Source organism: Rhizobium sp. PL01 (assembly GCF_033447125.1).
Lineage (GTDB): Bacteria > Pseudomonadota > Alphaproteobacteria > Rhizobiales > Rhizobiaceae > Pararhizobium.
On record NZ_JAWQUM010000010.1, the window covers coordinates 20501 to 45051 of the forward strand.

16 protein-coding genes are annotated in these 24551 nt (G+C 57.2%); 13 read left to right on the plus strand and 3 right to left on the minus strand.

Annotated elements, in window-relative coordinates:
- The first annotated feature begins 205 nt into the window (after positions 1-205).
- The 3 genes from R6X40_RS21970 to R6X40_RS21980 all read left to right on the plus strand — a co-directional run bounded on the left by R6X40_RS21970 (position 206) and on the right by R6X40_RS21980 (position 2735).
- Positions 206-1627: a PLP-dependent aminotransferase family protein gene (locus R6X40_RS21970; protein ID WP_318416070.1), complete on the plus strand. Its 1422-nt coding sequence runs from the start codon at positions 206-208 to the stop codon at positions 1625-1627.
- A gap of 491 nt (positions 1628-2118) precedes the next feature.
- Complete coding sequence (locus tag R6X40_RS21975; protein ID WP_318416072.1) at positions 2119-2292, plus strand: hypothetical protein; 174 nt, start codon at positions 2119-2121, stop codon at positions 2290-2292.
- A gap of 149 nt (positions 2293-2441) precedes the next feature.
- Positions 2442-2735, plus strand: a complete 294-nt coding sequence (locus R6X40_RS21980; RefSeq protein ID WP_318416507.1) for a hypothetical protein — start codon at positions 2442-2444, stop codon at positions 2733-2735.
- Between the two features lie 225 nt (positions 2736-2960).
- Here the strand turns inward: R6X40_RS21980 and R6X40_RS21985 are convergent, their stop codons facing one another.
- The gene (locus R6X40_RS21985) at positions 2961-3797 is read right to left on the minus strand and encodes a PDZ domain-containing protein (RefSeq protein WP_318416073.1); all 837 of its coding nucleotides are present in this window, start codon (positions 3795-3797) and stop codon (positions 2961-2963) included.
- 363 nt (positions 3798-4160) lie between these two features.
- Here R6X40_RS21985 and R6X40_RS21990 point away from each other — a divergent pair, with 363 nt between their 5' ends.
- The 7 genes from R6X40_RS21990 to R6X40_RS22020 all read left to right on the plus strand — a co-directional run bounded on the left by R6X40_RS21990 (position 4161) and on the right by R6X40_RS22020 (position 18223).
- Positions 4161-4310 (plus strand): hypothetical protein, encoded by a 150-nt coding sequence (locus R6X40_RS21990; RefSeq protein WP_318416075.1) that lies wholly within the window; start codon positions 4161-4163, stop codon positions 4308-4310.
- Positions 4311-6294: 1984 nt separating this feature from the next.
- Entirely contained in the window at positions 6295-12285 is a 5991-nt protein-coding gene (locus tag R6X40_RS21995; RefSeq protein ID WP_318416076.1) for a hypothetical protein, read from the plus strand.
- 25 nt (positions 12286-12310) lie between these two features.
- On the plus strand, positions 12311-12916 hold the full coding sequence (locus R6X40_RS22000) for a hypothetical protein (RefSeq protein ID WP_318416078.1): 606 nt from the start codon (positions 12311-12313) through the stop codon (positions 12914-12916).
- 1 nt (position 12917) lies between these two features.
- Positions 12918-14801 carry a hypothetical protein gene (locus R6X40_RS22005; protein ID WP_318416080.1) on the plus strand — a complete coding sequence of 628 codons (1884 nt, stop codon included), beginning with the start codon at positions 12918-12920 and terminating at the stop codon, positions 14799-14801.
- Between the two features lie 23 nt (positions 14802-14824).
- Positions 14825-15385, plus strand: a complete 561-nt coding sequence (locus tag R6X40_RS22010; protein ID WP_318416081.1) for an SCO family protein — start codon at positions 14825-14827, stop codon at positions 15383-15385.
- Complete coding sequence (locus R6X40_RS22015; RefSeq protein ID WP_318416083.1) at positions 15382-16728, plus strand: ABC transporter substrate-binding protein; 1347 nt, start codon at positions 15382-15384, stop codon at positions 16726-16728. Before R6X40_RS22010 ends, R6X40_RS22015 begins: the two co-directional genes overlap by 4 nt.
- Positions 16729-16822: 94 nt before the next feature.
- Positions 16823-18223: a hypothetical protein gene (locus R6X40_RS22020; protein ID WP_318416085.1), complete on the plus strand. Its 1401-nt coding sequence runs from the start codon at positions 16823-16825 to the stop codon at positions 18221-18223.
- Positions 18224-18373: 150 nt separating this feature from the next.
- Here the strand turns inward: R6X40_RS22020 and R6X40_RS22025 are convergent, their stop codons facing one another.
- Positions 18374-18805 carry a type II toxin-antitoxin system VapC family toxin gene (locus R6X40_RS22025; protein ID WP_318416087.1) on the minus strand — a complete coding sequence of 144 codons (432 nt, stop codon included), beginning with the start codon at positions 18803-18805 and terminating at the stop codon, positions 18374-18376.
- A 5-nt stretch (positions 18806-18810) separates the two neighbouring features.
- Entirely contained in the window at positions 18811-19056 is a 246-nt protein-coding gene (locus tag R6X40_RS22030) for a type II toxin-antitoxin system VapB family antitoxin (protein WP_318416089.1), read from the minus strand.
- 526 nt (positions 19057-19582) lie between these two features.
- Between R6X40_RS22030 and R6X40_RS22035 the strand changes: the two genes are divergently transcribed.
- The 3 genes from R6X40_RS22035 to R6X40_RS22045 all read left to right on the plus strand — a co-directional run bounded on the left by R6X40_RS22035 (position 19583) and on the right by R6X40_RS22045 (position 24529).
- Positions 19583-20452 carry an alpha/beta hydrolase gene (locus R6X40_RS22035; RefSeq protein ID WP_318416090.1) on the plus strand — a complete coding sequence of 290 codons (870 nt, stop codon included), beginning with the start codon at positions 19583-19585 and terminating at the stop codon, positions 20450-20452.
- Positions 20453-20856: 404 nt separating this feature from the next.
- Positions 20857-22977, plus strand: a complete 2121-nt coding sequence (locus R6X40_RS22040; RefSeq protein ID WP_318416092.1) for a TonB-dependent siderophore receptor — start codon at positions 20857-20859, stop codon at positions 22975-22977.
- A 487-nt stretch (positions 22978-23464) separates the two neighbouring features.
- The gene (locus R6X40_RS22045; RefSeq protein ID WP_318416094.1) at positions 23465-24529 is read left to right on the plus strand and encodes a LacI family transcriptional regulator; all 1065 of its coding nucleotides are present in this window, start codon (positions 23465-23467) and stop codon (positions 24527-24529) included.
- Positions 24530-24551: the final 22 nt, after the last annotated feature.

Below are 24551 nucleotides of genomic sequence, written 5' to 3' on the forward strand. Positions count from 1 at the left end.
GTCTGACGGCTCGCATCAGCAGTGCCCTTATAAATATTGGATGGATATTGACCGGGAAAAGTGCTGGATACATATCCAGAAATCAGAAAAATGACCAGTCCACTTGTCATTGTCGCGACACAACGGATAGAGGCGCATCATCGCACGTACGGTTGACAGTTCTAGCCTGGACGGATTGGTACTCGACGCCGGCAGCACACGGCCTTTGTACGCGCAAATTTATGACGGCCTGCGGCAAATGATCCTGTCAGGTGCGATTCCGGGGGGCGCGCGCGTACCTTCCTCTCGGGTTCTTTCGGAAAGCGTGGGGGTTTCTCGCTTCACGGTCGTGACGGCGCTCGATCAGCTTATCGCGGAAGGATACCTAAGCTCCGCGCGCGGCAGCGGGACATATGTCGAAACCGTCCCGAGACGCAACGCTGGTAAATCCAGTGCGCGCATAAAGGGCGGGGTTCCGGATTCTGACCGGTTCGAGAAATTGACGTCGCGGCGCGCGAACGCATTGACATGGCGCAGTTCACTGACCCTCAACGACGGCGCGCAATATCTCCACATGGCCACGCCCGACCATCGGTTGTTCCCGGTGCAGACCTGGTCGCGGCTGACAAAAGAGGTGTTTGCCGAGTGTGATTTTCGCATCGTCAATTATCGCGAGATTCTCACTCCGTCTCTGCTCGAACAACAGATTGCACAGCATATTGCAATCAGTCGCGGTATCAGATGCGATCCTGAGGAGGTGGTTACTACACTTGGCGCACATCATGCCGTCAATCTTCTCGCTGAACTGCTCCTCGATCCCGGAGATACGGTCGCCTTCGAAGAGCCGGGAATGGCCGCGATCCGATCGATTTTCCAGTCTTACGACTGTAGTATAGAGCCGATGCACGTTGACGCATCCGGTCCGAACCCGCACACGATCAGTAATCGCGACGTCAAACTGGCCTTCGTCACCGCCGCCAAGCAGCAGCCGATGACGATCGCGATGCCTATGAAACGCAAGCTGGAAATGCTGCACTGGGCAGCCGACCGTGGCAGCTTGATCGTAGAAGATGATCTAGGCAGTGAATTTCGCTACCAAGGTGGCCCCATTCCACCATTGAAGGCTTTGGATCAGGGCGGTCAGGTTATCTATATCGGCGCGTTCAGCATGACATTGCTGCAGTCGCTGCGGGTTGGGTACATGATCATGCCGAGGGCCTTGGCGGAGAAATGTCGCCGGCTTATCCAGGTTCGCTACCGGGCACTACCGCAGTTTACCGAACAGATCGTTGCGCGCCTCATCGAAGATGGCCACTACGGCCGCCATCTTCATCGGGTTCGCCGTATCTACGCCAAACGCCAGACCAGGCTTTTGCAAATCATCCGCTCCGATTTCGCTGATGTCTTCGAAGCCCCCGATTTAGCGTCCGGATTTTACATCCTTTGCTACTATAGGGATCAATCAATTGATGAAGATGCCGTTCTGAGGCGCTGTCGAGAACTCAACCTGGGCGTCGAGCAGCTATCCTACTACTATGCGAACCGAACATCGCCAAGAAAGGCGCTTCTTATCGGCTTTGCTGCATCCAACGAGGCTGAGATCGAGCTGGGAACCACCCTCCTCAGACGCTGTCTCGATGGTGGGTAGTCTTCCCGGGATGAGACATTGTTCCGGGATGGTTCGGCTCGGCGAGGTGCCGGAGAGCGAAGTGTGTATTGCACTTAGCAAGGAGGAATTGCCGGGCAAAAACGCTATGCCCGAGGCGCCGATATCGAGAAAATCAGCCTTGCCCAAGCAGAATGGGGCACTGTGGGAGAGCTCAGAATAGAGACAGCGGAACAGGATGCCAGACTCCGTTTGAAGGTCCTTGAGTTCGCGGGCCTGGGCCATTGCATTTGTGCGTTCAAGAGTTTTGACAAGATCGTTGCCGGAGCTGAAAATGGAGCGGAGTGTTGTGAGAAGCTCCGCTTCGGCATGGGTGGGCGAAGGTCCGATCGATTTAGTTCTTGTCGCCTTGGTGTATGAAGCGCATTGACCAGCAAACCCGAAACGACGGAACAAGCGGACCGCTGTTAAAGTGAGTATCTTTGCCAACGATTCCCATGCTATCGGGGAAAACTGCTTGGTTAGGAACCATCATGGACGACGACAACATCATAAAATTCGAGCGACCGAAGCCGAAAAAACAGCCAAGAACAGTCTCTTCCAGACAGAAAAAGGCGCTGATCTGGCTCGGTGCGATCGCGGGCATTTTCCTCGTATGGGCCTATTATCAATATGTTGCGGTGTCACCGGGGCAATGGCCCGGTTAACTCACGCCGATGAGCGTCCTGATTCATCATCTGCGTCACAGTTTCAACGGTGTTGTCACATAAACTTGGCACCAGTGAATTTGGCATAGAGACGGCGGGATGAAGAGTTCTGCCGTCAGCGACAAGCGCCACCATTTCGCCTCGCAGTCATTCACCAGCGGCTCGACAGCCAAGTGCAGCAGATCTCCCACATGGAAACGACCATTGCTGTCAGCGGGCAGATAGATGCTCAGGTGAGGGGCGAAATCCAAGGGCTGAAAGACACGGTGGAAAAGAACCAAGAGTCCGTCTCCCCAACAATCGCGGAGTGGCAGCGGATGAAAACGCTTGGCCTCGGTATTGCCGGTCTCATAGCCATGGCGGGGCTGACGATCGGCGGCATTGTCGCCTATATGAGCGAGACTGCGGTTTCGGGGATACGGCGCTGGCTGAAAATACCGTAGAATGAAAAACCCTCCCGCATTTCCGCAGGAGGGTCTGGGTATAAGGCTACAGCCGCTTGGAGTGGCCTTCCAAGCTCTTGCTAATATTGCCATCCGTCGGTTAATGAATACTTAACGGCATTGTCAGTCGGGCCCCTCAGCATCGCCAACGACCTTCGTGAACGACGTTCACCTTCTCAGGAATGACCCTGCCACATTCAACGGCAGGGTCGATTGGAGTAAACTTTACTCGCTGTCGTCTCCGCCACTGTCATCTGACGACGCATCATCGCCGCCCGAGTCGTCGGCGGAAGAGTCATCACTGTCCGCCGCGCTGTCGTCATTCGCTTCGGCGTTGCCATCTGAAGCATTGTCGTCTGCGGCATCATTGCTGTCCGCTGTCGTGTCATCGGCGGTAGATGTGTCGTCCGTTGTGTCTTCGGTCGATGTCACTTCTTCACTTGTGGTTTCTTCCGAGGTTGTTTCCTCGTGGGAAATCGATTCCTCGACCACGGTTTCCTCGCTGGTGTAGGATTCTTCGATCGACACCATTTCGTCTGAAATGTACTCGGAATAGGAGAACGAACCTTCGAAGCTCGTAGTGGTTTCCCAGCTCGACAACTCACTGACACTGTAGGTTTCGTTGTAAATCTCAAGCGTGATGACAGCCGCAACGACTACCATGACACCGGCGCGCTCAACGTCGAATTTGAAATTCGAGTTTCCGGCCTTCAATTGGCGGCGGACGGCGACATCCACATCGATCGGTTTGTGAACCTTCCGACCAAGGATTTCTACCAGAACGTCACCTGGCTTTATGCCTTGCTTGTCGGCTGGGCCATCTGGCTTGACGGAAAGAACAAGCAGCCCCCGATCCGACTTGTCGAGTTTGAATTTTTTGATCACTTGCTTGTTGATCGGCACCAGGAGAGCGCCGAGTGCACGTGAAATCGCAGGCTTTGGCAGACCGTCTGCAGCAGCAGAAGCGGCGGCGTAGGCCGGGTTGAAACCGGCAATGGGGGCGGCGACATGTGTCAGCAAAAGGGCAACTGCAGTGGTCACGATAAAAAGCTTGTTTTTCATGAAAGGTGTCCCGCCCGGAATTGGGTAACACCTACTATATTGCTTGCTTATTTAGGGAAAGGAAAAACAGGGAAGGTGTGTCGAGATCACCAAAAATGGCGTATGTCCGACCTTGCACAGCGCGCCCGGCGCAGGCGGGACGGCCTTGCGTGTAGACTCGTGCAGAAGGTCTTTCCGCTGCTGCGCCCTCAATCGATTACTGCGCTCCCGCCGTCGGCCTTTGTCACGTTCTCAATGCGTTCAGCACCTGTGCGATGTTCTCACCAAAAATGGCGCAGCGAGGGCATGAAATTAGGATATTCATGTTAGCATCTCGTTAACGATCAGGGCTCAGGCTTTCAACGTCCGATAGAGGAGTTGATCATGCCGAATGCAATCATGGATCTGCTTGAGAGTGCGAAGATTTTGGCTAGAGCCAGCGACGACCGTATGCTGATGTATTTGATAGAGATGGCGCAGCAAGAAGCTGGAGCAGCTAAGAGAGCGGGGGATGAGCCGAAGAAGGCAGCTTAGCCGACCAAGCCGGGCTCAGTTAGCGACTTAGGTCTCGCTGTCCACCTTCGTCCACGTCAGCGACCACTCATCCCTGCTGCCTTTGCCATGAGAGTACGAGCCGTCGACTGACGCTTCCATATCGAACGTCACCCAATCTGCTGGATCAACGCCTGGCAGATCGAGCACCCGTAGGTAACTGCCTGCGAACATTCTCCAACAATTCAATGTCGCGATTATACTCCCCTGGCAAAGCCGACGTTGGTTATGTGTCAAGACAAAGAGCGGGGTGAGCGTGCAGCCCCGGAGAAGGGACAAGAAAGGATACCTCAGCATGTAAAGCCAGTGCCGATATCAGGAATTCCGCAAGTGGGCAGGGCTCATGCGCGGTCCCTTAATCCCCCCCCCGTGCGCAGCCTGCTCTCGGTCAACGGTGATTTTGAGAGGGAATGTCGTGAGTGCAGGACCTTACCCGCGCGATGCACGATGCCTCACTTTAGCCTGCCCAGCAGATCGTTTGACATAGGTGCCTCTCCCATTCGAGACGGCCACTGTCACTGCCGATAAGGCCAATGTCTTGCGACTGTCGATGATGCAGATGAAACCGCCACACCAGAAAGCTTCGTCTTGCCGCTGACGCAGGATGATTTGCCGTGGGCCCGGATCGGGGAAGCGGCTGGGATGTCGGACAGCGATTATTTTCTGCGCCAGTTTCTGGATACCGAGGGGAGCCCTTTCTTTGGGGAAATCGTCATGAACAATCAGCCAGCTAGTCGGTGTTTTGGGATGCTCTTGCCAGCGTTTGGAGCGATATGGGCGGGGCACCTTGCGTCGAAAGGCGGCCGTAGTCTGGCCAGGGATTGGTGAGGTCGTTGCTATGACCCAATTGCGGCAAACCGCGTGCCAACATGCGCTGGATTTTATGGCCGGTGTCATGGCCTGCCAGAAATCTCGTCGTGAGAATCCAGATTTTGATGGCTTCCTGCGCCGTGTCGAATGGCTTGGCTGTGTCGATGTGTCCACTGTCGAATCCTCGGATTTGATAACGGCATATTGCCAGACGATGCGAGTAATCGCTGCTTCCGCTGCCTTTGGCATGAGCAACACGCAGTCCCTGCGTGTTTGTGAGCCTGTATGCGTCGGGGTTTGGTCACGGCCTCTGCGGCGTTGTGACAGCCTCACCGTGGGACATTCAGCAACTATCGAATCTCTCCCGCCCTTATCGAAAAAAAATTGGGCGTTGGGTGAACGGTACGGCCTCCACCAGCACAGGCTCCTTGCGTGGAAAAGGGCAAGTTTGTGTCCGGAACGTCACAGCAGACTGAAGTGGTGCACGGTTTTGGAACGTTCTTGTGTTAAACAGGCAGATACTCTTTGTCATCCTAGTATATTTAGTCATATCTAATTGACACATTGCTATTTTAGAGGCTTCATTGGCGCAGTCGGCGCTGGTACGCTCCGTGTTTTGGGGACTGCTACCGCTCTCCGAAATTGAAGGCACAGCATTCCTTCGTTAGAACTTCACTCGACGGAGCAGGCATCGAGAAGCCGATATTCGCATCAATGCGATGTGGCAATGACACCCTTTTCAGGAAGCCACGTCAGTTTTAAGTCAGTGCTATAGATCCAATCTGTTGGCGAAAAATTTCAAAGGAAGGTCTTGGAGCATCACGTTCCTTGGGCCTGGAGTGAGAATTTTTCGGAGGACGATATGCTTTTTCGCACGCGTGGAAAACGTTGGTTTCAATCGACGTTCTGGACCATCGGGATCGCGGCATGTCTGATCGCAGGATCGACAATTCGGGACGCTGGAGCGATTGCGATCCCTGTAGCGAAGCCATCCGCATGCGCGCGGATTGTGAAAGCTGATATCGTTGCGCTTGAGCAGGCCTATCTTCTCAATCGGTTTTCGGCTTTTGTTCCTGCCGGCATGCTTTTAGCCCTTCGACGCGATGTCGTCCCACTCGATCCTGCGCTCGGTTCCGCGCCTAAGCCCGGAAACGCAATGCTCCGGCCGGACAAGCGGCCGAGACCGATTGTGCTGCGTGTCAATGAAGGCGATTGCCTTGAGGTAACCTTCACAAACCTCTTGTCCGAAACAACGCGGGAAGAGGGTGGAATTCCGTCTGAGAACGGCGGACGCCTGCCCGATCATGTTCAGTCGCTCCCCGGTTCTGCGCCGAAGATCGGTGTTGGTCCCGCGGAGCCCATCAGCGTGGATATGCCGCGAACGCGGGCCGCTTCCTTCCACATTGCCGGCTTGGAGATCGACCCGATAAGGGACATGGAGTGCCCGCGCGACGCGGCCTGCGGTGGTGATGGTTCGAATGTCGGGTTGCCATCGCAACAAGGCATGGTCTTCAATCCCGCAACTCCGCAGAAGACGCGCGCCAGTTTCTCCCACGGTTCACTTGCCATGCCTGGACAAACGGTTGTCACACGCTGGAGAGCGGGCAAGGACGGCGCTTTTTTTGCCTATTCGATGGGCGCGCCGGTTGGCGGAGAAGGGGACGGCGGCCAGATCGGTCTGGGTCTGTTCGGCGCTGTTAACGTCGAGCCCGCTGGATCGCGTTGGTACCGCTCGCAGGTGAGCAATGCCGACATGCTGGCAATCCGCGGCTCTGTCGTAAGCAAGAAGCATCCCTACTCAAACATCGCCTACGAGAAGAAACGTCCAGCCGATGGTGTGCCGATCCTCAACCTTCTCGACAAGGACAACAACATTGTCCACAGCGACCTCAACGCTATTATCGTGCCCCCAACCAGCGCAACGGCGCAGAATTGCGACGGCCGTGCCTATGGGGCGCGATGCGGAAAGGCCTTCCGCGAGTTTACGGTCATCTTCCACGACGAAGTGCACGCGCAACAGGCATTTCCCGAGCTCGAAGACGAAAACAATCCGCTCAGTTTGATCAAGGACGGCATGGGCATCAATTATGGCGTCAGCAGCATGGGCTCGCTGGTCATGTCCACCAAGCAATTCGGCAAGCAGGTTGGTCCCGTGAAGGATTGCGCCGAGTGCAGGGCAGAAGAGTTCTTTCTCAGTTCTTGGGCGAACGGGGACCCGGCGCTGATACTGAGGTATGACGCCGACGGAAAACCGGCCGGTGCCCTTTACAGCGACGATCCGTCCAACGTTCACCATTCCTATCTCGGCGATAATGTCCGGTTCCGCAATCTTCACGCTGGGCCGAAAGAAACGCATGTCTTTCATCTCCATGCACATCAATGGGTTCCTGACGCCACAGATCCAAATGCATCCTACCTCGATTCGCAAACCATCTCACCGGGTGCGACATTCAGCTACGACATCGAGTTTGGCGGTTCTGGTAATCGCAATTACACACCCGGTGACTCCATCTTCCACTGCCATCTCTATCCGCATTTTGCGCAAGGCATGTGGGAGCTCTGGCGCAGTCATGATGCGTTTACGGACGGCCATATCGGCTTTTTCGATCACGCAAAGCCCGTAGGCCCAAGCAATGATCCGGCCGCGATGAATCTCCCGGACAAGGAAATCCCAACTGGCACGGAAACGCCTGGGCTTGTTCCGATACCCGGTGCCGCACTTGCACTGATGCCGACCGAAAAATTCAGGGGCTATCCATTTTATATTCCGGGAAGTCCTGGTCATCGCCCACCGCAACCCGTCCTCGATTTCGACGTCGATGCGCCTTGGGCGGATTTGAGCGTTGCGCCGCCCGAAGAAAAGATTGTCGATGGAGGGCTACCGCGTCACGTCGTGATCGAAGGTGACGTCAGCAAGGGATCGGACGCAATCCGCAGTGCGCTGGAAACTGGCGGCAAGGCCGCGCAACTTATTGCCGAGCGCGTCGCGACGCAGGATCCCACCGCGCTCAGCGCATTGGCGGGGGAATGGGAAACGCTCGATATTGCACCTTTGAAACTGGAGGGTGAACCATCTGAACAAGTTGCTATGGCGTTTCATGAGGGCACCTTGGCGTCGCCAGGTATCGTCCCAGGCGCGATTACCAGCTTCCCCAATCCGACCTGGTGGCAGCCCAAAGCCTATCTCACCGACCGGTCCGTTGGATTACAGGGACAAAAGGTAGTCCCAGGGCAGGCTTATTTCTACGTCAATGGCCGCAAACGAGCACAAGGTGCGCCTTATGCTGAACCTTGCCCCCAGGATGCCCCGCAGCGCGATTATCGGGCGGCCTTCATTCAAACCGAACTGACTTACAACAAACATGGCTGGTTCGATCCGCAAGGACGCATCATCGTCCTCGAAAACGATATCAAGGATATGATCGATCCCGATACGCGCACCACCCTTCCGGCGCCATTGTTCTTCAGGGCCAACTCTGGAGAATGCATCAACTTCAAGTCGTCGAATTTTGTGCCTGCCGCACTCAATGTCGATGATTTCCAGATTTACACCCCCACGGACACAATCGGGCAGCATATCCATCTGGTAAAATTCGATGTCACGTCCTCCGATGGTTCCGCCAACGGCTTCAATTATGAGGATGCCACCTTCTCGCCCCAGGAAGTCCGTGACCGGATCTTCGCCTATAACCGGCATCTCGACGCGACAGGCTCGCCGGCAAAGCGCCTGACACCGAAGGCCCATCCTCTGTTCCTTCCTGGGGGCGATATCTTTGCTGCGGCGCAGCTCGATCCAGCCCGCTACGCTGCTCTGTTGAAGCGGGGCCAATGCCCGCCGCAGGGCGGCCTCAGCGGCCACGACTATGAACAGTTGCTGCGAAAAGAGCATCCTTTATGCGGAGCCCAGCGCACGACCCAGCGCTGGTGGGCCGATCCGATCCTCAACACCGTGAATGGTAAGGACAACACGCTTCGCACCGTCTTTACGCACGATCATATGGGCCCAAGCTCGCATCAGCAGCATGGGCTCTATGCTGGCCTGGTCATCGAACCGGCCAATTCTCTTTGGACGCGAATAGGCGCAACGATCGATAGCGCCGATATCAAGACGGCGAGCACTTTGAAGTGCAACGGATTGCCCGGCGATCCGAACATAAATCCACTGTGTGGAAAATTGATTGGCGGCTCGGATATCACCACCAAAACATTGCCGACGCTTCTGAAAAATTCCGGTTCGCTTCTGCAGGTCATCGAGCCGCGCAAACCGCTCAAGCTGCGAGACGATGGTGGACCGACAGCGGCGATGGCCAATATCCTTGCGCCAAAGTGCATCGGGGATAGCGATTCCTACCAGGCTCTCCAGCCCGACGAGGGCCGCAATGTGCCCGCCTGTTTGCCGCAAGCGCAGAGCCACGATACACGGCGTGAGTTCGATCTTGCCATTGCCGATTTTGGTATCGCCTACAACATGGCGCTTGAACCGATCAATCCGGAGCCCTTCGCCGATAACGGGTTCCGCGACAAATCCGCGGTCCGTTTTGGCCGGCGGCATGTAAACACGACACTCGCACGTCCACTCGCCATATCGTCGGAAGATCCCGGAAGCCAGTATTTCAACTATCGCCACGAACCGCTGGCACTGCGCATCAGCGAGGCGACAGCCGATCCAGCCAAGGGTGGATGGAACTACAGCCAGCATACGCGGCGCGCCATTCTCAACCAGCCGTGTACCACCGGGGACCAGGATTGCATTGGAGACACCGCCAACGGCTTCAGCACGGCGGTGCACGCGAAACGCGATGAACTTCTGGCAAAGCAGCCCCTGACAACCGTCGTTGCGCCGGCGACACGAGAGCTGATGCGCCAGAAGGGCATGGAGGACAGGCTTGACGGCGTCGTGGCCAGCGTCGAGAGATGGCGCCGGAACTTCAATTGCGCATTGTACTCAAAGGACCTCTTGCCGGATTCCTCGGGCTGTGATCCGCGCATCTTGCGGATGGAGCCTTGGCGGGAGTTTGGGGATCCCGCGACGCCGATCCTGCCGACGTTCGAAGGTGACCGCGTACAAATCCGTCTCATCCAGGGTGCGCAGGAAGCCCAGCATGTCTTCACCATGAATGGCACGAAATGGCACCGCCTGCCCGGTCTGGGCGGAGCAACGGACGGCAACAATTCGGGTTTTGTCAATTCACAGCCGGTGGGCATCTCGGAACATTTCGAATTCGATGTCACGACCAACCCGGTTAAATCCCCGGTCACCGACTATCTCTATTTTGGTTCGTCGGTCGATCAGTTGTGGGATGGTCTATGGGGCGTGATGCGGACCTATCGCGATACGCCAAAGACCGAAGTGTCATTGCCGATGAAGACGAGCAGCACCGCTGACCTCGTCATAAGCCCGCGGGATTTTCTGGCGCCGCTTCCCGATCCCGCCGCGACCGAAATTGGCGGCGATACCAAGGATGCTTGCGCGACGCATGACCCGGCAGACTTTGAAACCAAACTGCACAGATATTTCCCAGTCAGCGCCGTTCGTGCCTGCGATCTCTATGGCTCCTGCGGTTCGCAGCACCCGCGCGGCATTCAATACAGCACAAGACTGGGCATCGAGGATCAGAGCGCTATCGTTTACGTTCTCGAAGATCAGGTGCGCACGTGCACCATCGGCGGCACCAATACGCCGCAGGGATCGAGCATGCCAGCCTGCGAAGAACTGCAGGATCCACAAGGCGGTGCGATGAGCAACGCTGCCGTGCTCCAGAAACTTCGAGTCGAATTCAGCGCGGGCCGCAAGCTGGAGCCCTTGGTCATGCATGCGGCGGCCGGCCAGTGCATCGACGTCCATTTGCGCAACCTGTTGCCGCCAACGCTGGATGACGGCCCGACTGTCGTGACGAATGGGAAACCCCAAGAGGTTACCGAAGCTAAGGCGTCGTTTAATTTCCTTCCGATGATTACCGACGGCTTTAACGTCAACCAGTTCCGGATGTCCTCAAGTGTCGGCATTTCTCCGACGCTTGTGTTTCAAAGTCCCACATTCGGAGATGGCTCGAATGTCGGTTTGAACAGTGCGGTCGTCCTGCGGGCGCGCGACACGCAGCCCGGCGAGGATCCTTTCACCCGTGGACCGGATCGCCTGAAGCGGCAGGGCACGCTCGTGCCGCCATGCGTTGGCAATGCACAGGTCGATGGCGATGAGGAGCAGCGTTGCCGAAGCTTGTTCACGTGGAGCGCGACCGACTTCATGGGCACCGGCCCGGAATTCAACAGGCCTGTGGAGTTCAACGCCATTCCCCTTCGCAGTTTCGGGGACCCCTTGAAGCATGCGGGGCACGGGATGGCAGGCGCGCTGATCATTGGTCCGGAAGGCTCTCAGATCTGCGACGACGATCGGTTTGCCTACGATCTCAAACATCAGGACGGTTCACCGCTGACCGATCCAGACGGCAAGCCCGTGCGGATTAAAGAGGGGCCGAGCACGGAAGTCTGCACGAAGGCGGGCAAGCGCTATGTCGATCATACAATCGTCATGCAGGACGCGGTTTTTGCGACGCATGGCGGCCTTCCGGTCGAAAATCTATCAGGTGCCGAAGAGCCGGACGATTACGGCGTAAAGGGCATGAACTACAGGACAGAGCCGCTGTGGGCACGCACCGGCAATGACCCGAGCGTGGGATTTCCCGAGCGCAACGAGCACGACCAGGTCGATATGATGAGTTCGGCGCAGACTGGAGCGCCTCCCGCCGTCACATGCGCGGCAGGTATTCCCCCAAACTACGCGCTTTCGCATCCCTGCGACCCCGAAACGCCTGTGCTAAGCGCGCGGGCGGGCGAAGCCGTTCGCCTGCATTTCGTTCACCCCGGCGGTCATACACGGCAGCAGGGGTTGGCCGTCAGCGGACATCCCTGGAACCCTTATCCCTGGAAAGGCGGGTCGCGTGTCCTTGATTCCGGCGCGGGCTCCAGCATCCGGCAAGGCGTCTACAACGGCTTTGGACCGATGATGGGCATTACGCTTGAATTGGTGGCCGGCGGACAAAGCAAGGCAGCGCTCGATTATTTGATCCGCAGCCAGGCCAGCTTTCTCTTCGATGGCGGTCTCTGGGGAATTCTTCGGGTCGAGCAGCCCGGGAAAACGCCCCGGTAGCAACTCAGTATAGGGAGACACGCTGATGGCTGGTATCAACATGGTCAAAAAGGCAGACCAGTTCTCATCCCCGTCGCAACAACTGATGTGGGATCGCGTCGGCGGCACGGCTGCAGGAGCGCAGATTGCCGAAGACGATCCGGTCCGCAACCGGCCCCATCTCTACGCGGCGAATGGCGCGCCGGTGACGATCAATCGTGTCGGCCCGGTCACCCGGCTGCGCATCAACGGCGTGATGATCGACGTGAACTTTGCCACCGGCGAATGCGCCCTCATGGCAAAATATCCTCCGGGCGCAAGCCAGCCGAACAATACACCGCTCACTTTGACGTTCGATGCGCCGGTTCTGGGGATCGGCGGATATCTTTCCATCCTCGGCGATCAGCAACTCTACGACGGGCGTGGTCTGCACGGGGTCATGTGGGTGCTCTTGACCGGAGATCCCGAATGGAAGCTCGCCTATGGCGACGGGATCACAGGTCCCGCACTGGTGGCAGGCAGTGTTCCAACGGCTCCTTTCGTCGGTGCAGAGGCGACGGGCGCCGCGCGTATCCAGAGTGTCTGTTTCGACGCATCGCTGGCCGGAAATTTTGACCGGCTGGTGTTATCGCGCATTTACTGGACCGCCTGAAATGCGGTCCGCTCTCAAAATTCTCCCCATCTGCCTGGCAGCGATTGCGCCCTTCACGATCCCGGCCAATTCCGCGATGACGGATGTCGGCACTGGAGCGCAGGGGCAGACGATCGACGGCGGTATCTCGGTCCGATGGACATTTTCTCCAGCGCGGGAAACGGGTCTCGGCATTCTCGACGTGTTCGTGTCCGACAAGGCCTCTGGCGCGCCCATCCGGTATGACAAGGGCGCCGTGCTCGGCTGGATGCAACGCGATCGCGGCGGGCTTGTCGAGCCGGAAAAGAGCTGCGCGGAGAAGATCAAGACATTGGCGACGCAAGGCATCGGCCGGCGCAGCGATATTGATTTGAACCAGTACCGGATCGTCTCGCTGAATGCCGACGGCAGCATGGCGTTCATCAACCCCTTCGTCGGTTTCAACAATGCGAAACTCGAGAGCATCGTCGATCTGAAATCCCGGCCGCTCGACTGGCTGCAGGTGAAGGACCGGATGGAGATGTGGGTCCTGCTTGCAGATCCCGCCAAGCTTGTCGCGGTGGATTTGCATTCCTCGACAGTGACACGAACCATTCTCTTGCCCGACACAGGCGCGGCCCGTCACATGAACTTCGAGCCGTCGACGCGAAGGTTGTGGATCGGCTTACCCGGAGCCGGGCAGATTGCCTCGCTTGCCCTTGATGACCCAGAAGCACAGCTGGAGGTTTCGAAAGCGCCGGGGCTTGCGGATATTCTTTCAACACCGGACGGCATTGCTGTGGCCTGGCTGGACGACAACAATGCCCTCCGTTTCCTCGGCCATGCGGCCGGCAAGCCGGATCTATTACTCCCCGAAGCTGCCGAAGCTCTCGTGCACAGCTCCAATGCAAAACAGACCATTGTCGGGGTCGCGAACGGAACGCTGCATTTCATGCCGGATGGCGAAGGTATCCAAGCGTCCGAACTGATCTTGCCGCACAGGCTGAAAGCCATGCAGCTCCTCGATGATGGACGGCTCGTTCTTGCGATTGGTGAGGGACGTGCCAGCGTCGTCGATCTTGCAACCCGCCACGTCGTTCTGCAGCTTACCACCCAACCCGGCGCCGATCGCATTGTCCTTACCCATCAGTTTGCCTATGCGGTCGGCGGCCCTTCGGGCCATGCGACCATGTATGCACTCGAAGACCTCAGGCGCGGGAGGAACCAAGCGCTCGATGTCATGGTCAGCTCTCCGGACCCCTCAGATGAGGACGGTACGATGTCCAGAGTGGCAGCTGCGCCTGAGGGCAACGGTATTCTTGTTGCGAGCCAGACCGATGGAATGATCTATCAGTACAGCGAGGGCATGATGGCCCCGGTGGGTAGCTATTCAAACTATCGCCGGGCCGCGGTCGGGCTGGACATTGTCGATTATGCGTTCCAGGAGGTCGGCGCAGGACACTACAGGGCGACCGTAAAAGCCGGGAATGGAGGCCGGTACGAGCTCCTCATCGGCGCGATCGGCCCAAGGGTGTCCAGTTGTTCGGATTTGATCATAAATGGCGGTCATGCCCAGCAAACAAGCCCTGCCGCGCGGTTGCACGCGCAGTTTCTGGGTGCTGGGGAAAGGGGAACCGGCGAGCACCCTGCGGCAACCGGGATTATTCGTGTTGGCGTGACCGAGATCCTGCCCGGGCGCGCGCCTGTTACGCTCGCGGGGCTCACCGATCTCACTCTGCTTGTTTTCGACAAGCATACCGGCTGGCAGCGCCGCGTGCTCCTACGCGATATGGGGGGCGGTCAATACGAGACGATGGTGAAGCTGCCGCGCAAGAGCAACTATGATCTTCTCGTGTCGAGCCGATCCGCCAATCTGTCGTTTGTCGAAGGACAGATTGGCGAGAAACTCTTGGGGCCGACACAATGATTGGGCCGTCTGCAAAGAGCCTGATGGCTTTTATCTTTTGCTGCACCTGGCTTATCGCTGGAGCGGCGGCGCAAGACGGTAGATGGATAAGCCCAGGCCCGACACTCTCGCATGCGCAGCTTGTCGATCAGGACGATAAGGCCCGGTCCATGGATGACCTTCTGAGGGATCGTCCGGTGCTCGTCAATTTTTTCTTCACGGGATGTCAGGCCGTTTGCCCAACGCAGACGGCGCAGCTTGCATTGCTTCAGGCCGAAATATCTAAATGCCGGGCTCTCACTGGGTCGCAGCCGCTGCTGATCTCTGTTTCCCTCGATCCTTATGGCGATACTCCCGCATCGATCCGGGCCTATGCCGAGCGTTTTGGTCTGGTCCTGGGCGACAAGGGCAACTGGTTGATGCTGAGCGGCACCCATGAACAGCTCAGTGCCGTCTGGAGAGTGTTTGATCAGGAGAACGGCGATCCGTCCCAACATGCATCGCTGTTCTGGATCGGTCATCCAGCCTCCAAACGATGGACGCGTGCGGATGTCACAACGGAGCCCTCGATCCTGTTGAAGCTTTTGACGGAGGCGAATGAGTGAAAAGCCGGGCGCAGGCGAAAATCTGGATGGTCGTGTTAATCTGGACAGGCGTTTCAGTCGCTCTTGCCCGTGCCGATGAAATTGTCGATGGCCGCGCGCTCTTTCAGGGCACCCGGCCGTTCAGTGCTGGCATCGCGGCGACCAACAGACATCTACCCATAGCATTCGCGGCCTGTGGTAACTGCCATGGAATGGATGGCGCCGGAAAGACGGAAGGCGGCATGGTTGCGCCCGCCATCGATAAAGTGTCGCTGGAAGCGGTTCGCGGCCACTTAGCCCGTTTTAGATCAAAAGATGCGGTGATCGCAGCCATCGAATCCGGCATCGGACGCGACGGACAGTTGCTTGGAAGCGTTATGCCCCGCTACGCGCTTGCCGCCGCCGAGCGTGACGCGCTGTACGCATATCTGGGCCGCGTCGGCACAGCAGGTGATTTGCCGCCTGGCGTCTCCGCCGATACCATACGTCTGGGATTATTGCTGCCTCTTTCCGGCCCGCTTGGTAACCAAGGCAAGTCGGTTTTTGAGGGAATAGACCGCGTCATCAAGGCAACCAATCACGCTGGCGGCATTCATGGGCGTCGTATAGAGCTTATCGCGCGCGACACGGCCCAGGGAGAGCTTGCCGCATTAAATGACCTCATCCCGCAGGACATCCATGCCATCGTCGGTGGCATGTGGAATGCAACGAACGACGCGCTCGAACAGCGTCTTGCAGAGGCTCGCATTCCAGTCATTGCCAGCCTTGTCGTGCGTGAGAATCTGCAGCCAGCCAACCGGTGGATATCCGATCTTATGGCGTCGCGATCCACTCAACGGAGACTTTTGAAGACTGCGCTTTTGTCCTGCCAGACAAATGGCCCGCGCTGGCTCTTGCAACTGGGCGAAGACGATATCGGTGATGCCGAAGGGGTTGTCGAGGTGACGGACGACATGGTCATTCACCTGCCACAGTCTGGGGCTGCAGGCTGCCTCGGTTACGACCTCAGCCGTTTGCGCGTTGTGAGGGGAGAGGTGGCAGAGCGCTGGAAAAGACGGATCGTACTGCCATTTCCACCGGCGGTATTGAACGAAGCGGGCGGCGATATCTGGACCCTCTTGGGCGGCACCTCTGCGCGCATAGCCGTGGAAGCGCTTTCCGCCGCCGGGGCGTCCCTGCACGAAACATCGCTTATCGACGTTTTGCCCCGGCTTACCGGCTTCGAACCGATACCGGGAGCCTCCGTTGCGTTCTCCGTGCGGCGAGCGAACGCATGGGACGCCGGTATCCTTGCTCTGGACCCTGAAGACATCGGTGAAGACAGAGACATAAGCTCGTTGGCTGCAGCGAAGAAGGAGGACTGATATGTGCACCCTGCTCCAGGCGGTACGCAGATATATTCTCGGAGGCATAGCACTTTGCATAGGCACCATTCCGGACCACGTGTCGAGCCAAACAATGGAACCTTCTTTCTCCCTCACCGGTGAAATCGAGGCCTTCACATTGGAAACGCCTGCAAGTTCTGTGTCGGCGGCGAAAATGACGGTGAGCAATATCCCGGTTACGCTTCCAACCAATCTCTTGGTGACAATGCCGGGCAAGTATATGACCCCGCACGATCTCTTTCTTGACGCCGGCGGTGCCATGCAGGCAGCGAGCGGTCTCGCGCTCGGCGATCCGGTGCCGCCGAAGACCGCATTTGAAGTGGAGATTATCGGCAATATCGTTGCCGGAGAGTACATAGCCGGCGTCGTTCATGTCTCGCAGGGCGCTCTCCACAGCGGCGCGGGTTTCATTCAGCAGATCGATTATGCCACAGGTGAGATGCGCATCGGTGCAAAGGGCGGTGCCGTTGGTGCCCGTGTTCGGCTGAACGATGTTGAAGGCGTCTATGGATTGCGAAATGACGAAGGTGCCAAGGCCGCCTTGGCGATGGATGCGCGTTTCGAACTGGATCCGGAAAACTCTCCCGTACACGCAAAGACTGGTTTCCCTGTCTGCGTGCCGAGGAGCGATCCGGCAATTGCCGATGATCTGAAGTGCCCATCTGGCAATCGTCCGGTGGGGCAAAATGCATACCGATTCACCTGTGTACGTTCGGTCGGCGAGGCTGCGGCCTCCGGCGATGCTCCAGCGCATGTTTGCAACCCTGATGTGCCGATCCTTCTCAGAATTGACGACTATGTAACCTATGCAGGGATCTTGCAGCCTGACCCGGCAGGCGGCTTCCTGATCTCCGCCTATGGCCTGGATGCTGAACTCGGTGTCTATACATCCCCTGGAGCCGAGCCGGTCTACGTCTTTATCGAGGAAGCTCTGCAGGGAACGAAGGGCGAGCGGTTCCCGGATATTCCGCAGGAAGAAACAACGCGGTTTCGGATCGTCGGGTTCAGCACCGATCCGACCCGCAGCGTCGATGTGAGAATTGCCGATTCCGATCGTGCGAATATCGGGTTTTCCTTCTCCGGGCCTGCAGGACTTTCGCCATCGAATGGCCCGCAACTCGGACGATTCCGCAACACTTGGCCTTCTAAGGACAATGCCCGTGCGGTCAGGCGCGACGTTGAAGTCTCTGTGATCGGCAGCCCGCATGCTATTTTGCCGACCGGCCTGACGTCAGGGACCTACACGGCGCCGATATCCGAATACATCTATCCCGAGATCACGACATTTGGCGTACCAGGATATCCAAGTCCGGTCTCGTTTGAGAATTTCTGCTTTCTCATGAACGCAGGTGGAACGTTTGTTGCAGCATCCGGACCCGTCGCCCTGACGCGTCCGTCGCCGTTCCCTGAATCGGGTCATCCACTTTCACAGGAGATCGGAGCTGGCCCGGGCAGGGTGTGCGACGGACAATAGAGCGCCCGGTCTCTTCATCCCGCGGACGACGGATTTCTTCGTCGCTGGTGCGCGGTTTGTATCTCCGAAAGGAGCTACCCGGCATTGCGCCTGCCTCGACTTCAAAACATTTTTGTGCCGGCGAGATCGCCGAGTCTCCATATGCGTTACTCATGCCAATTCGATATCAGTTTTCGAGAAATCATCGCCCTTGAACAGGAGGGGAAGTCGGTACGAACGAGCGCACGCATACGCGAAACAATCACCGAAATTCAACTTTGCAGGATGGCCAACAAAACGCCCGTAGGTCCGGGCAACCTCAATGGCTTTCTTATGAAGGGTACCCGTGATCGACAGTTCCTTGGCCCCGATTGCCTCGATGAACGCCTCGACCTGAGCTTGGACCTGATCGATGACCTCGGGCGGAGTGGAAACATTGTCGCCGTGAATGGATATAGTTTTCTTCCTGGCTAAGGCGATAACGGCCTCAAACATTGACAGCGAGGAATATAAAATAGGATTGCTCGCCATCTCGATTTTGGCGATGAAGTAACCAGCGTCTTTTTCGTCATTGCAAATGGCCGCGATCACGGAGGCATCCAAAAACGTCAGGCCTCATCCCACATTTCGTCACTGAATGCCTTCAAATCAAAATTCGGATTATCCGGTCCAATCGCCTTCACGTTCTCCTGGATCTTTCTGATCCTGTCACGCAAAGGTACAGTCTCTTGCATTCGTCGAAGCTCGTTTTGCAGGGCACGCCGTACCGCTTCGGTCTTGCTCGGCGCATTGGACAGTTTTTGCACCTGTACCGCCAACGCATCGACACTATCGTCGCAAATGTAGAGAGGCATTCATTTTTTCCATAAGAATATCCCTTACGGGATACGCGAATATACTATCGAGAATATTCCAGGAAGGCAACGGTGGCGATCCCGACGCAGGTCATGATCAAGCCCCAGGAGCGCGGCCGGATTTGAAACGTTATCCGGGACTTTCTGGCCGTGACCAATCGTTATGGAACTTGTTGCGCGTCAACCCCGTGTGGGCTTGCCTGACTGCGTCACAAGTCCCACGGATTTGATCCGAAAGTTGTTGGAACTGCTGGAGCACCCCACGACCGCGCCAGCTAACGCGCTGTCACAGCTAAACTGGTGAACGACGGCGTGAATATTGCGATCGAAACCGCCTGCTCAGCAGTGATGGCACCTTATCGGAAGTGAAGCGCTGCTCCGCATGAGCGTTACCTCTGGCGATGAACTGGGAGCACCAGTCCTTCGCAATCGGCGCAGATCCATCCGTACCCTGATGGTTCACTTGATATGACTACGATAATTTCCTAATCCCCGCCTTGGCGTATTAACATCAAACGAGGTTCGCGTGGCCAATCATGCCAACATCTACTCAGTGCCGAGAGCGTCTTTTTTTGACCTTCCCGCTACCGCAGGCGCAGAGCCGTATCGAATATTCCTTTCCATCCCGGCAGGAACCCCACCTGCAGAAGGGTGGCCACTCCTGGTTCTGACAGATGGAAACGCCACTTTTCCCTTCGCAGCGGCCTGCCTCGCCACGCAGGCGCCATATCCGGCCGCAACCAATACCGGCTGGGGCGTCGTTGTCGCAATCGGCTATCCTATAGACGAGGCATATGATGGCATGCGACGTTCCTGGGACCTGTCGCCGCCGCCTGGCAAGTCTTATCCCCCGTTTACCACCGATGGTCGTCCAGTTCGCACAGGCGGGGCCGAGGGTTTCCTAACTTTTATCCAGAATGTGCTTCTTCCGTGGATCCAGGAGAAGGTACCAGTGAATAATGGGCGCAAAACACTCTTTGGCCATTCTTTCGGTGGCCTTTTCACCCTTTATAGCCTGTTTGAGCGCCCAGGCTTATTTGATAATTGGATCGCTGCCAGCCCAGCCATTTATTGGGAGGAGGCTGTGATCCTACAAAACGAGCGACGGCGTCGAAATGTGCCGGATGGTGCAGCCTTTCTGCATCTGTCCGCTGGCGAGTATGAGGGCGATGAGCTTGCACCGTTCCAGCAAAAAAATGAGGACGCAGACACGCGTATGGAGCATAAGAAGGAGACACGAACTGTGCTTCTTGCCAGAGAGATGGCGCAGCGTCTGGAATCCGGTCCGGACGGATTACGAGCGCGTTTCGAGCTCTATGCGGGGGAGACGCACATGTCCGTTCTTGCTGTTGCCGTAAGCCGCGCCGTAGGAATAGCGTTCGCCATACGAGCTTGATCGAAGGACAAACGCGGTCTGCACCGCCTGCCGTTCCTCCGCGTTTTCTCCGGGTACGCTGATCGCGCCAAAGAGGGACTGAGTTCCAGGTGCCGATTATTTGCCCAGCGCCAACTGGCCAATCAGGGCGCCTCACGCGCTGCGGCTGCCGAGGAGAACGTCGCTCTTGCCCGGCGTAAAACCGGCGTTCATTTGGATGGTTTCGCCACTGCAATGCCAATTTCAAAAATGCAGATATATAACATGATGAAATAAGTCATATTATATTGATTTTAGCAAATTGACCGTCTATCAAGTGCTCGGCATTGGGGACTTTGCCCAGCAGCATTTTGCTCTGTTTCATGAGATTTCAGATTTAACCCCGGTTTCGCCGGCGGTTCTGCTCGTCTTCAAGGGGCCTGACAGTGACTTTTTTATTCACCCACCCTCGCGCGCGCTACAGATTGACCAGCTCGACGATGCTGATCGGTCTCGCCGCCGTCATTTCATTGCCTTCGCTTGTCGTAGCTCAGGACGCTGAAAAAAAGGCTACACAGCTGGAGACGATTACCGTCACCGCCGGAGGAAATGGCCAGGCTCAGACGATCAGCGAAGACAATGATACGGTCGTTCCCACCCGCTCTGTCTCCGCACTTAAGACCGACACGCCACTTGTCGAAACACCACGCTCAGTTTCTGTCGTCACCAGCAAGGAGATTGAAGATCGCGGTGCGACGGACATGATCCAGGCGACACGCTATACGTCGGGCGTCACCACCGGAGCCTTCGGTTTCGATCCACGCTTCGACCAGATTTACATCCGCGGTATAGAAACCACCACCAGTGGCGACTTCCGCGACGGACTTCGCCAGCCGATCATGACCTACGGCTCGTTCACGACGGAAGTCTACACGCTCGACCGCATCGAAATCCTCAAAGGCCCGGTTTCAGTTATGTACGGCGCCGCAAGTGCTGCCGGCATAGTCAACCGGATTTCAAAAATGCCGCTCGAACAGGACCATCATGAGGTCGAGCTCCAATATGGAACGATAGGCCGCAAGCAGGCTGCTTTTGATTTCGGCGGACCAATCAACGACGACATCTTCTACCGCGTCGTAGGCCTCGTACGCGATGGCGAAGGCAGCTACGATATCACGGACGATCGCTATCTGTTGCAGCCATCCCTCACTTGGAAGCCAGACGACAGCACCACCTTCACAATCTACGGCCTCGCCCAAAGGGGTGAGACGGCGGCGAGCGCGTGGAGCTTCTTGAGTGATGGCAATGTCGAACTCTACACCGATCCTGACTACAACAGCCAGAAAACGGAGCAATACCAGCTCGGATACCAGCTCGAACATGAATTCGACAACGGCCTGACCTTCCGCCAGAATGCCCGAGCCGGTGACGTCGATCTCAAGGCTCACTATCTCAATCGTGTCTTCGTCAACCCTGACAACACCTGGCCGACAACAGCGGTCACGGACTCGATGCGCACCTATCAGATTGACAACCAGCTCGAAGCCAAGTTCGATACCGGCGCCATCTCGCATACCTTACTTACCGGGCTTGATTACACGTGGGTCACGTCTGATTTCGCGATGGGGTCTGGGTCTATACTGCCCGGTGCTGTTACAGACGCGCGGATACCGACACTCGCCTCCTTCACCCGGAGCGACCTGAACCAGACGGGAATTTATGCGCAGGATCAGATGGAGTTTGGCAACTGGCGCGCCGTGGGTGGTCTGCGCTACGACTGGGCGCACCAGGAATCGGCTGTCAGGGGCTCGGGATCGGCCGATGCCAAAGATGACGGCGTGCTTTCCGGACAGGCCGGCCTGCTCTACCTCTTTGACAGTGGTGTTGCACCGTATGCGAGCTACGGCACGTCTTTCGTGCCGTCTACCGCGCTTTCGGCTGATGGGACGGTGCTGAATCCAACCAAGGGCCGACAGATCGAGGCGGGTGTCAAATACCAACCTGAAGGCAAGAACTACTCGCTGAGCGGAGCGGTCTACCGCCTAGTTGAGACTGGCAAGCCGCAGTATGATCGCAGCTTCCTGTTTTCCGAGAATTCGGGCGAAAACACCTATACGGGCGTCGAAGTCGAGGGCCGGACAGAGTTTGGCAACGGTGTCAGCTTGATCGCTGCGTATACATATGCCGACGCCGAAATCACTGGAAATAACGATAAGAGCCTCATCGGCAACGCACCTTCGACAGTGCCACACCACGTCGCATCCCTTTGGGTCAATTACCTAATGTCTGATGACACGGCGTTGACAGGCCTCAGCATCGGTGGCGGTATCCGCGCAGTAAGCGAGTCTTATAAGAGCGACGCAAACACAGCGAAGAATCCAGGGGCCGTTTACTTTGATGCGTCACTTGCTTACGATTTTGGAGCCAAGTCTCCTGAACTCAAGGGCCTTTCGCTTGCGATAAGCGCATCCAATCTCGCTGACAGGCGCGAACAGGTCTGCACCGACGGTTACTGCTATATAGGTCAGAGCCGCACAGTGATCGGTTCGCTCAAATACAAATGGTAAGGATCTGAGAAGCTGGCGCCGGATCACACAAATTACGGTGCCAGATGCCCCGTATTGCGGGTCAACGCAAAACCGTAAGCAGTCAGCGAGGCGCGTCAGGCCCAAAGTTCCGAAGTAAGAGCGTTTCTCTTGCTGATGCGGACCAGCGTAGAGCAATGCGGGGCATCATCTGGGAGGGCGATGCCAAGCGGATTGACGTGATCTGTTGCTGGTCTTGCGTAGGCACTCATTTTTCATAAGCCTTTTCAGAGAAAAGCAATTCGCAGACCCCACGGGCTTGCCTGAGGCGGACTGCTGCAGCTTTTCGCGGCCAATTTTGTGGGCCAGAGGGCATGTCGCGGGTGCCTCAGATGAGCACATTGGTTCCACCAATGCGGCGGCCTCCTTCAGGGTACAACACAAAATAAAAACGATTTTATTTCCATTGAAAACGTTTTTATTATTTGCTACAAGTCCCGGCATCAGGTCAGCGAGCTGGGAGGCATGCGTGGCAGAGACTGAAGCATCAGCGCGCCGGACGCCCCCGACCATCAAGACGTTGGCCGATCTCACCGGCTATTCCATCGCCACCATCTCCAAGGCTCTCAGGGGCTCTCCGGTCGTCGCTCAAGCGACCAAGGATGCGATCTTCAAGGCTGCACAGGACATCGGCTACCAGGCCAATGCCCGCGGCATGGCGCTCAGAACCGGCAAGACCTATCAGGCGGCCGTTCTGATGCCGGTCACGGCGGTGCGCGATTACGAATGGGACGGTGTTGAATACACCCAGATCCTCAGCGGCATCAGCCAGGCGTTGGAAGGCTCCGACTACCGCATATCCGTGCATGTCATCCGCGATACCCAGGACGGTTGCGACATGGCGCGCCGGATCATGGATCAGGGGCTGGCCGACGGCATCATCTTTTCAGGCATTCTGGCTGACGACCCGCGTATCGATCTTCTGGTCGAAAGCGGATTTCCCTTCGTTTCGCTCGGCCGCTGCCGCAAGCCGCTGGTCTATGCCCACGTCGATATCGATAACGAATGGGCTGCCTTTGCCGCAACGGAACGCCTGATCGCTGGCGGTCATCGCCGCATCGCGTTGATCAATCCGCAACGTCCCCTCTCCTACGCCATGGACAGGATCGACGGTTTTACCCGCGCGTTCAGCGCGGCCGGGCTCGAAACGCCCACCGACCTGATCACAGAGGGTGATCTGTCGACCCGTTTCGGCCGCGAAAGCGTGCTTGAGCTGTTGCAGCGGCCGGAACCGCCGACAGCCTTCATCTGCATCAACGAATCCACAACGCTCGGCGTGCTCTCGGGGCTTGGCAGCCTCGGGCGGCAGGTTGGCGCCGATATCGATGTCATCGCTTACGACGATATCAATGTCAGCGCCTATTTCACCCCGCCAGTCACCACTTTCTACCAACCTATCGAAGTCCTCGGGAGGACGCTCGGACAATTCCTGTTGCAGCGCATGGCGGGCGGAGATCCGCAGATGCTGAGGCAGGTTTTCAGGCCAACGCTGATCGAAAGGCAGCCCGACAATCTCGGCGCGCGCCCGGCCTGACATCCCATTCACAAGCGGAGGA

Excerpts from the sequence above, each read along its gene's own strand:
- R6X40_RS21975 (WP_318416072.1), top strand. The coding sequence starts at position 2,119 with ATGGACGACGACAACATCATAAAATTCGAGCGACCGAAGCCGAAAAAA.
- R6X40_RS21985 (WP_318416073.1), bottom strand. The coding sequence starts at position 3,797 with ATGAAAAACAAGCTTTTTATCGTGACCACTGCAGTTGCCCTTTTGCTG.
- R6X40_RS21990 (WP_318416075.1), top strand. The coding sequence starts at position 4,161 with ATGCCGAATGCAATCATGGATCTGCTTGAGAGTGCGAAGATTTTGGCT.
- R6X40_RS21995 (WP_318416076.1), top strand. The coding sequence starts at position 6,295 with ATGCTCCGGCCGGACAAGCGGCCGAGACCGATTGTGCTGCGTGTCAAT.
- R6X40_RS22000 (WP_318416078.1), top strand. The coding sequence starts at position 12,311 with ATGGCTGGTATCAACATGGTCAAAAAGGCAGACCAGTTCTCATCCCCG.
- R6X40_RS22005 (WP_318416080.1), top strand. The coding sequence starts at position 12,918 with ATGCGGTCCGCTCTCAAAATTCTCCCCATCTGCCTGGCAGCGATTGCG.
- R6X40_RS22010 (WP_318416081.1), top strand. The coding sequence starts at position 14,825 with ATGGCTTTTATCTTTTGCTGCACCTGGCTTATCGCTGGAGCGGCGGCG.
- R6X40_RS22020 (WP_318416085.1), top strand. The coding sequence starts at position 16,823 with ATGGAACCTTCTTTCTCCCTCACCGGTGAAATCGAGGCCTTCACATTG.
- R6X40_RS22030 (WP_318416089.1), bottom strand. The coding sequence starts at position 19,056 with ATGCCTCTCTACATTTGCGACGATAGTGTCGATGCGTTGGCGGTACAG.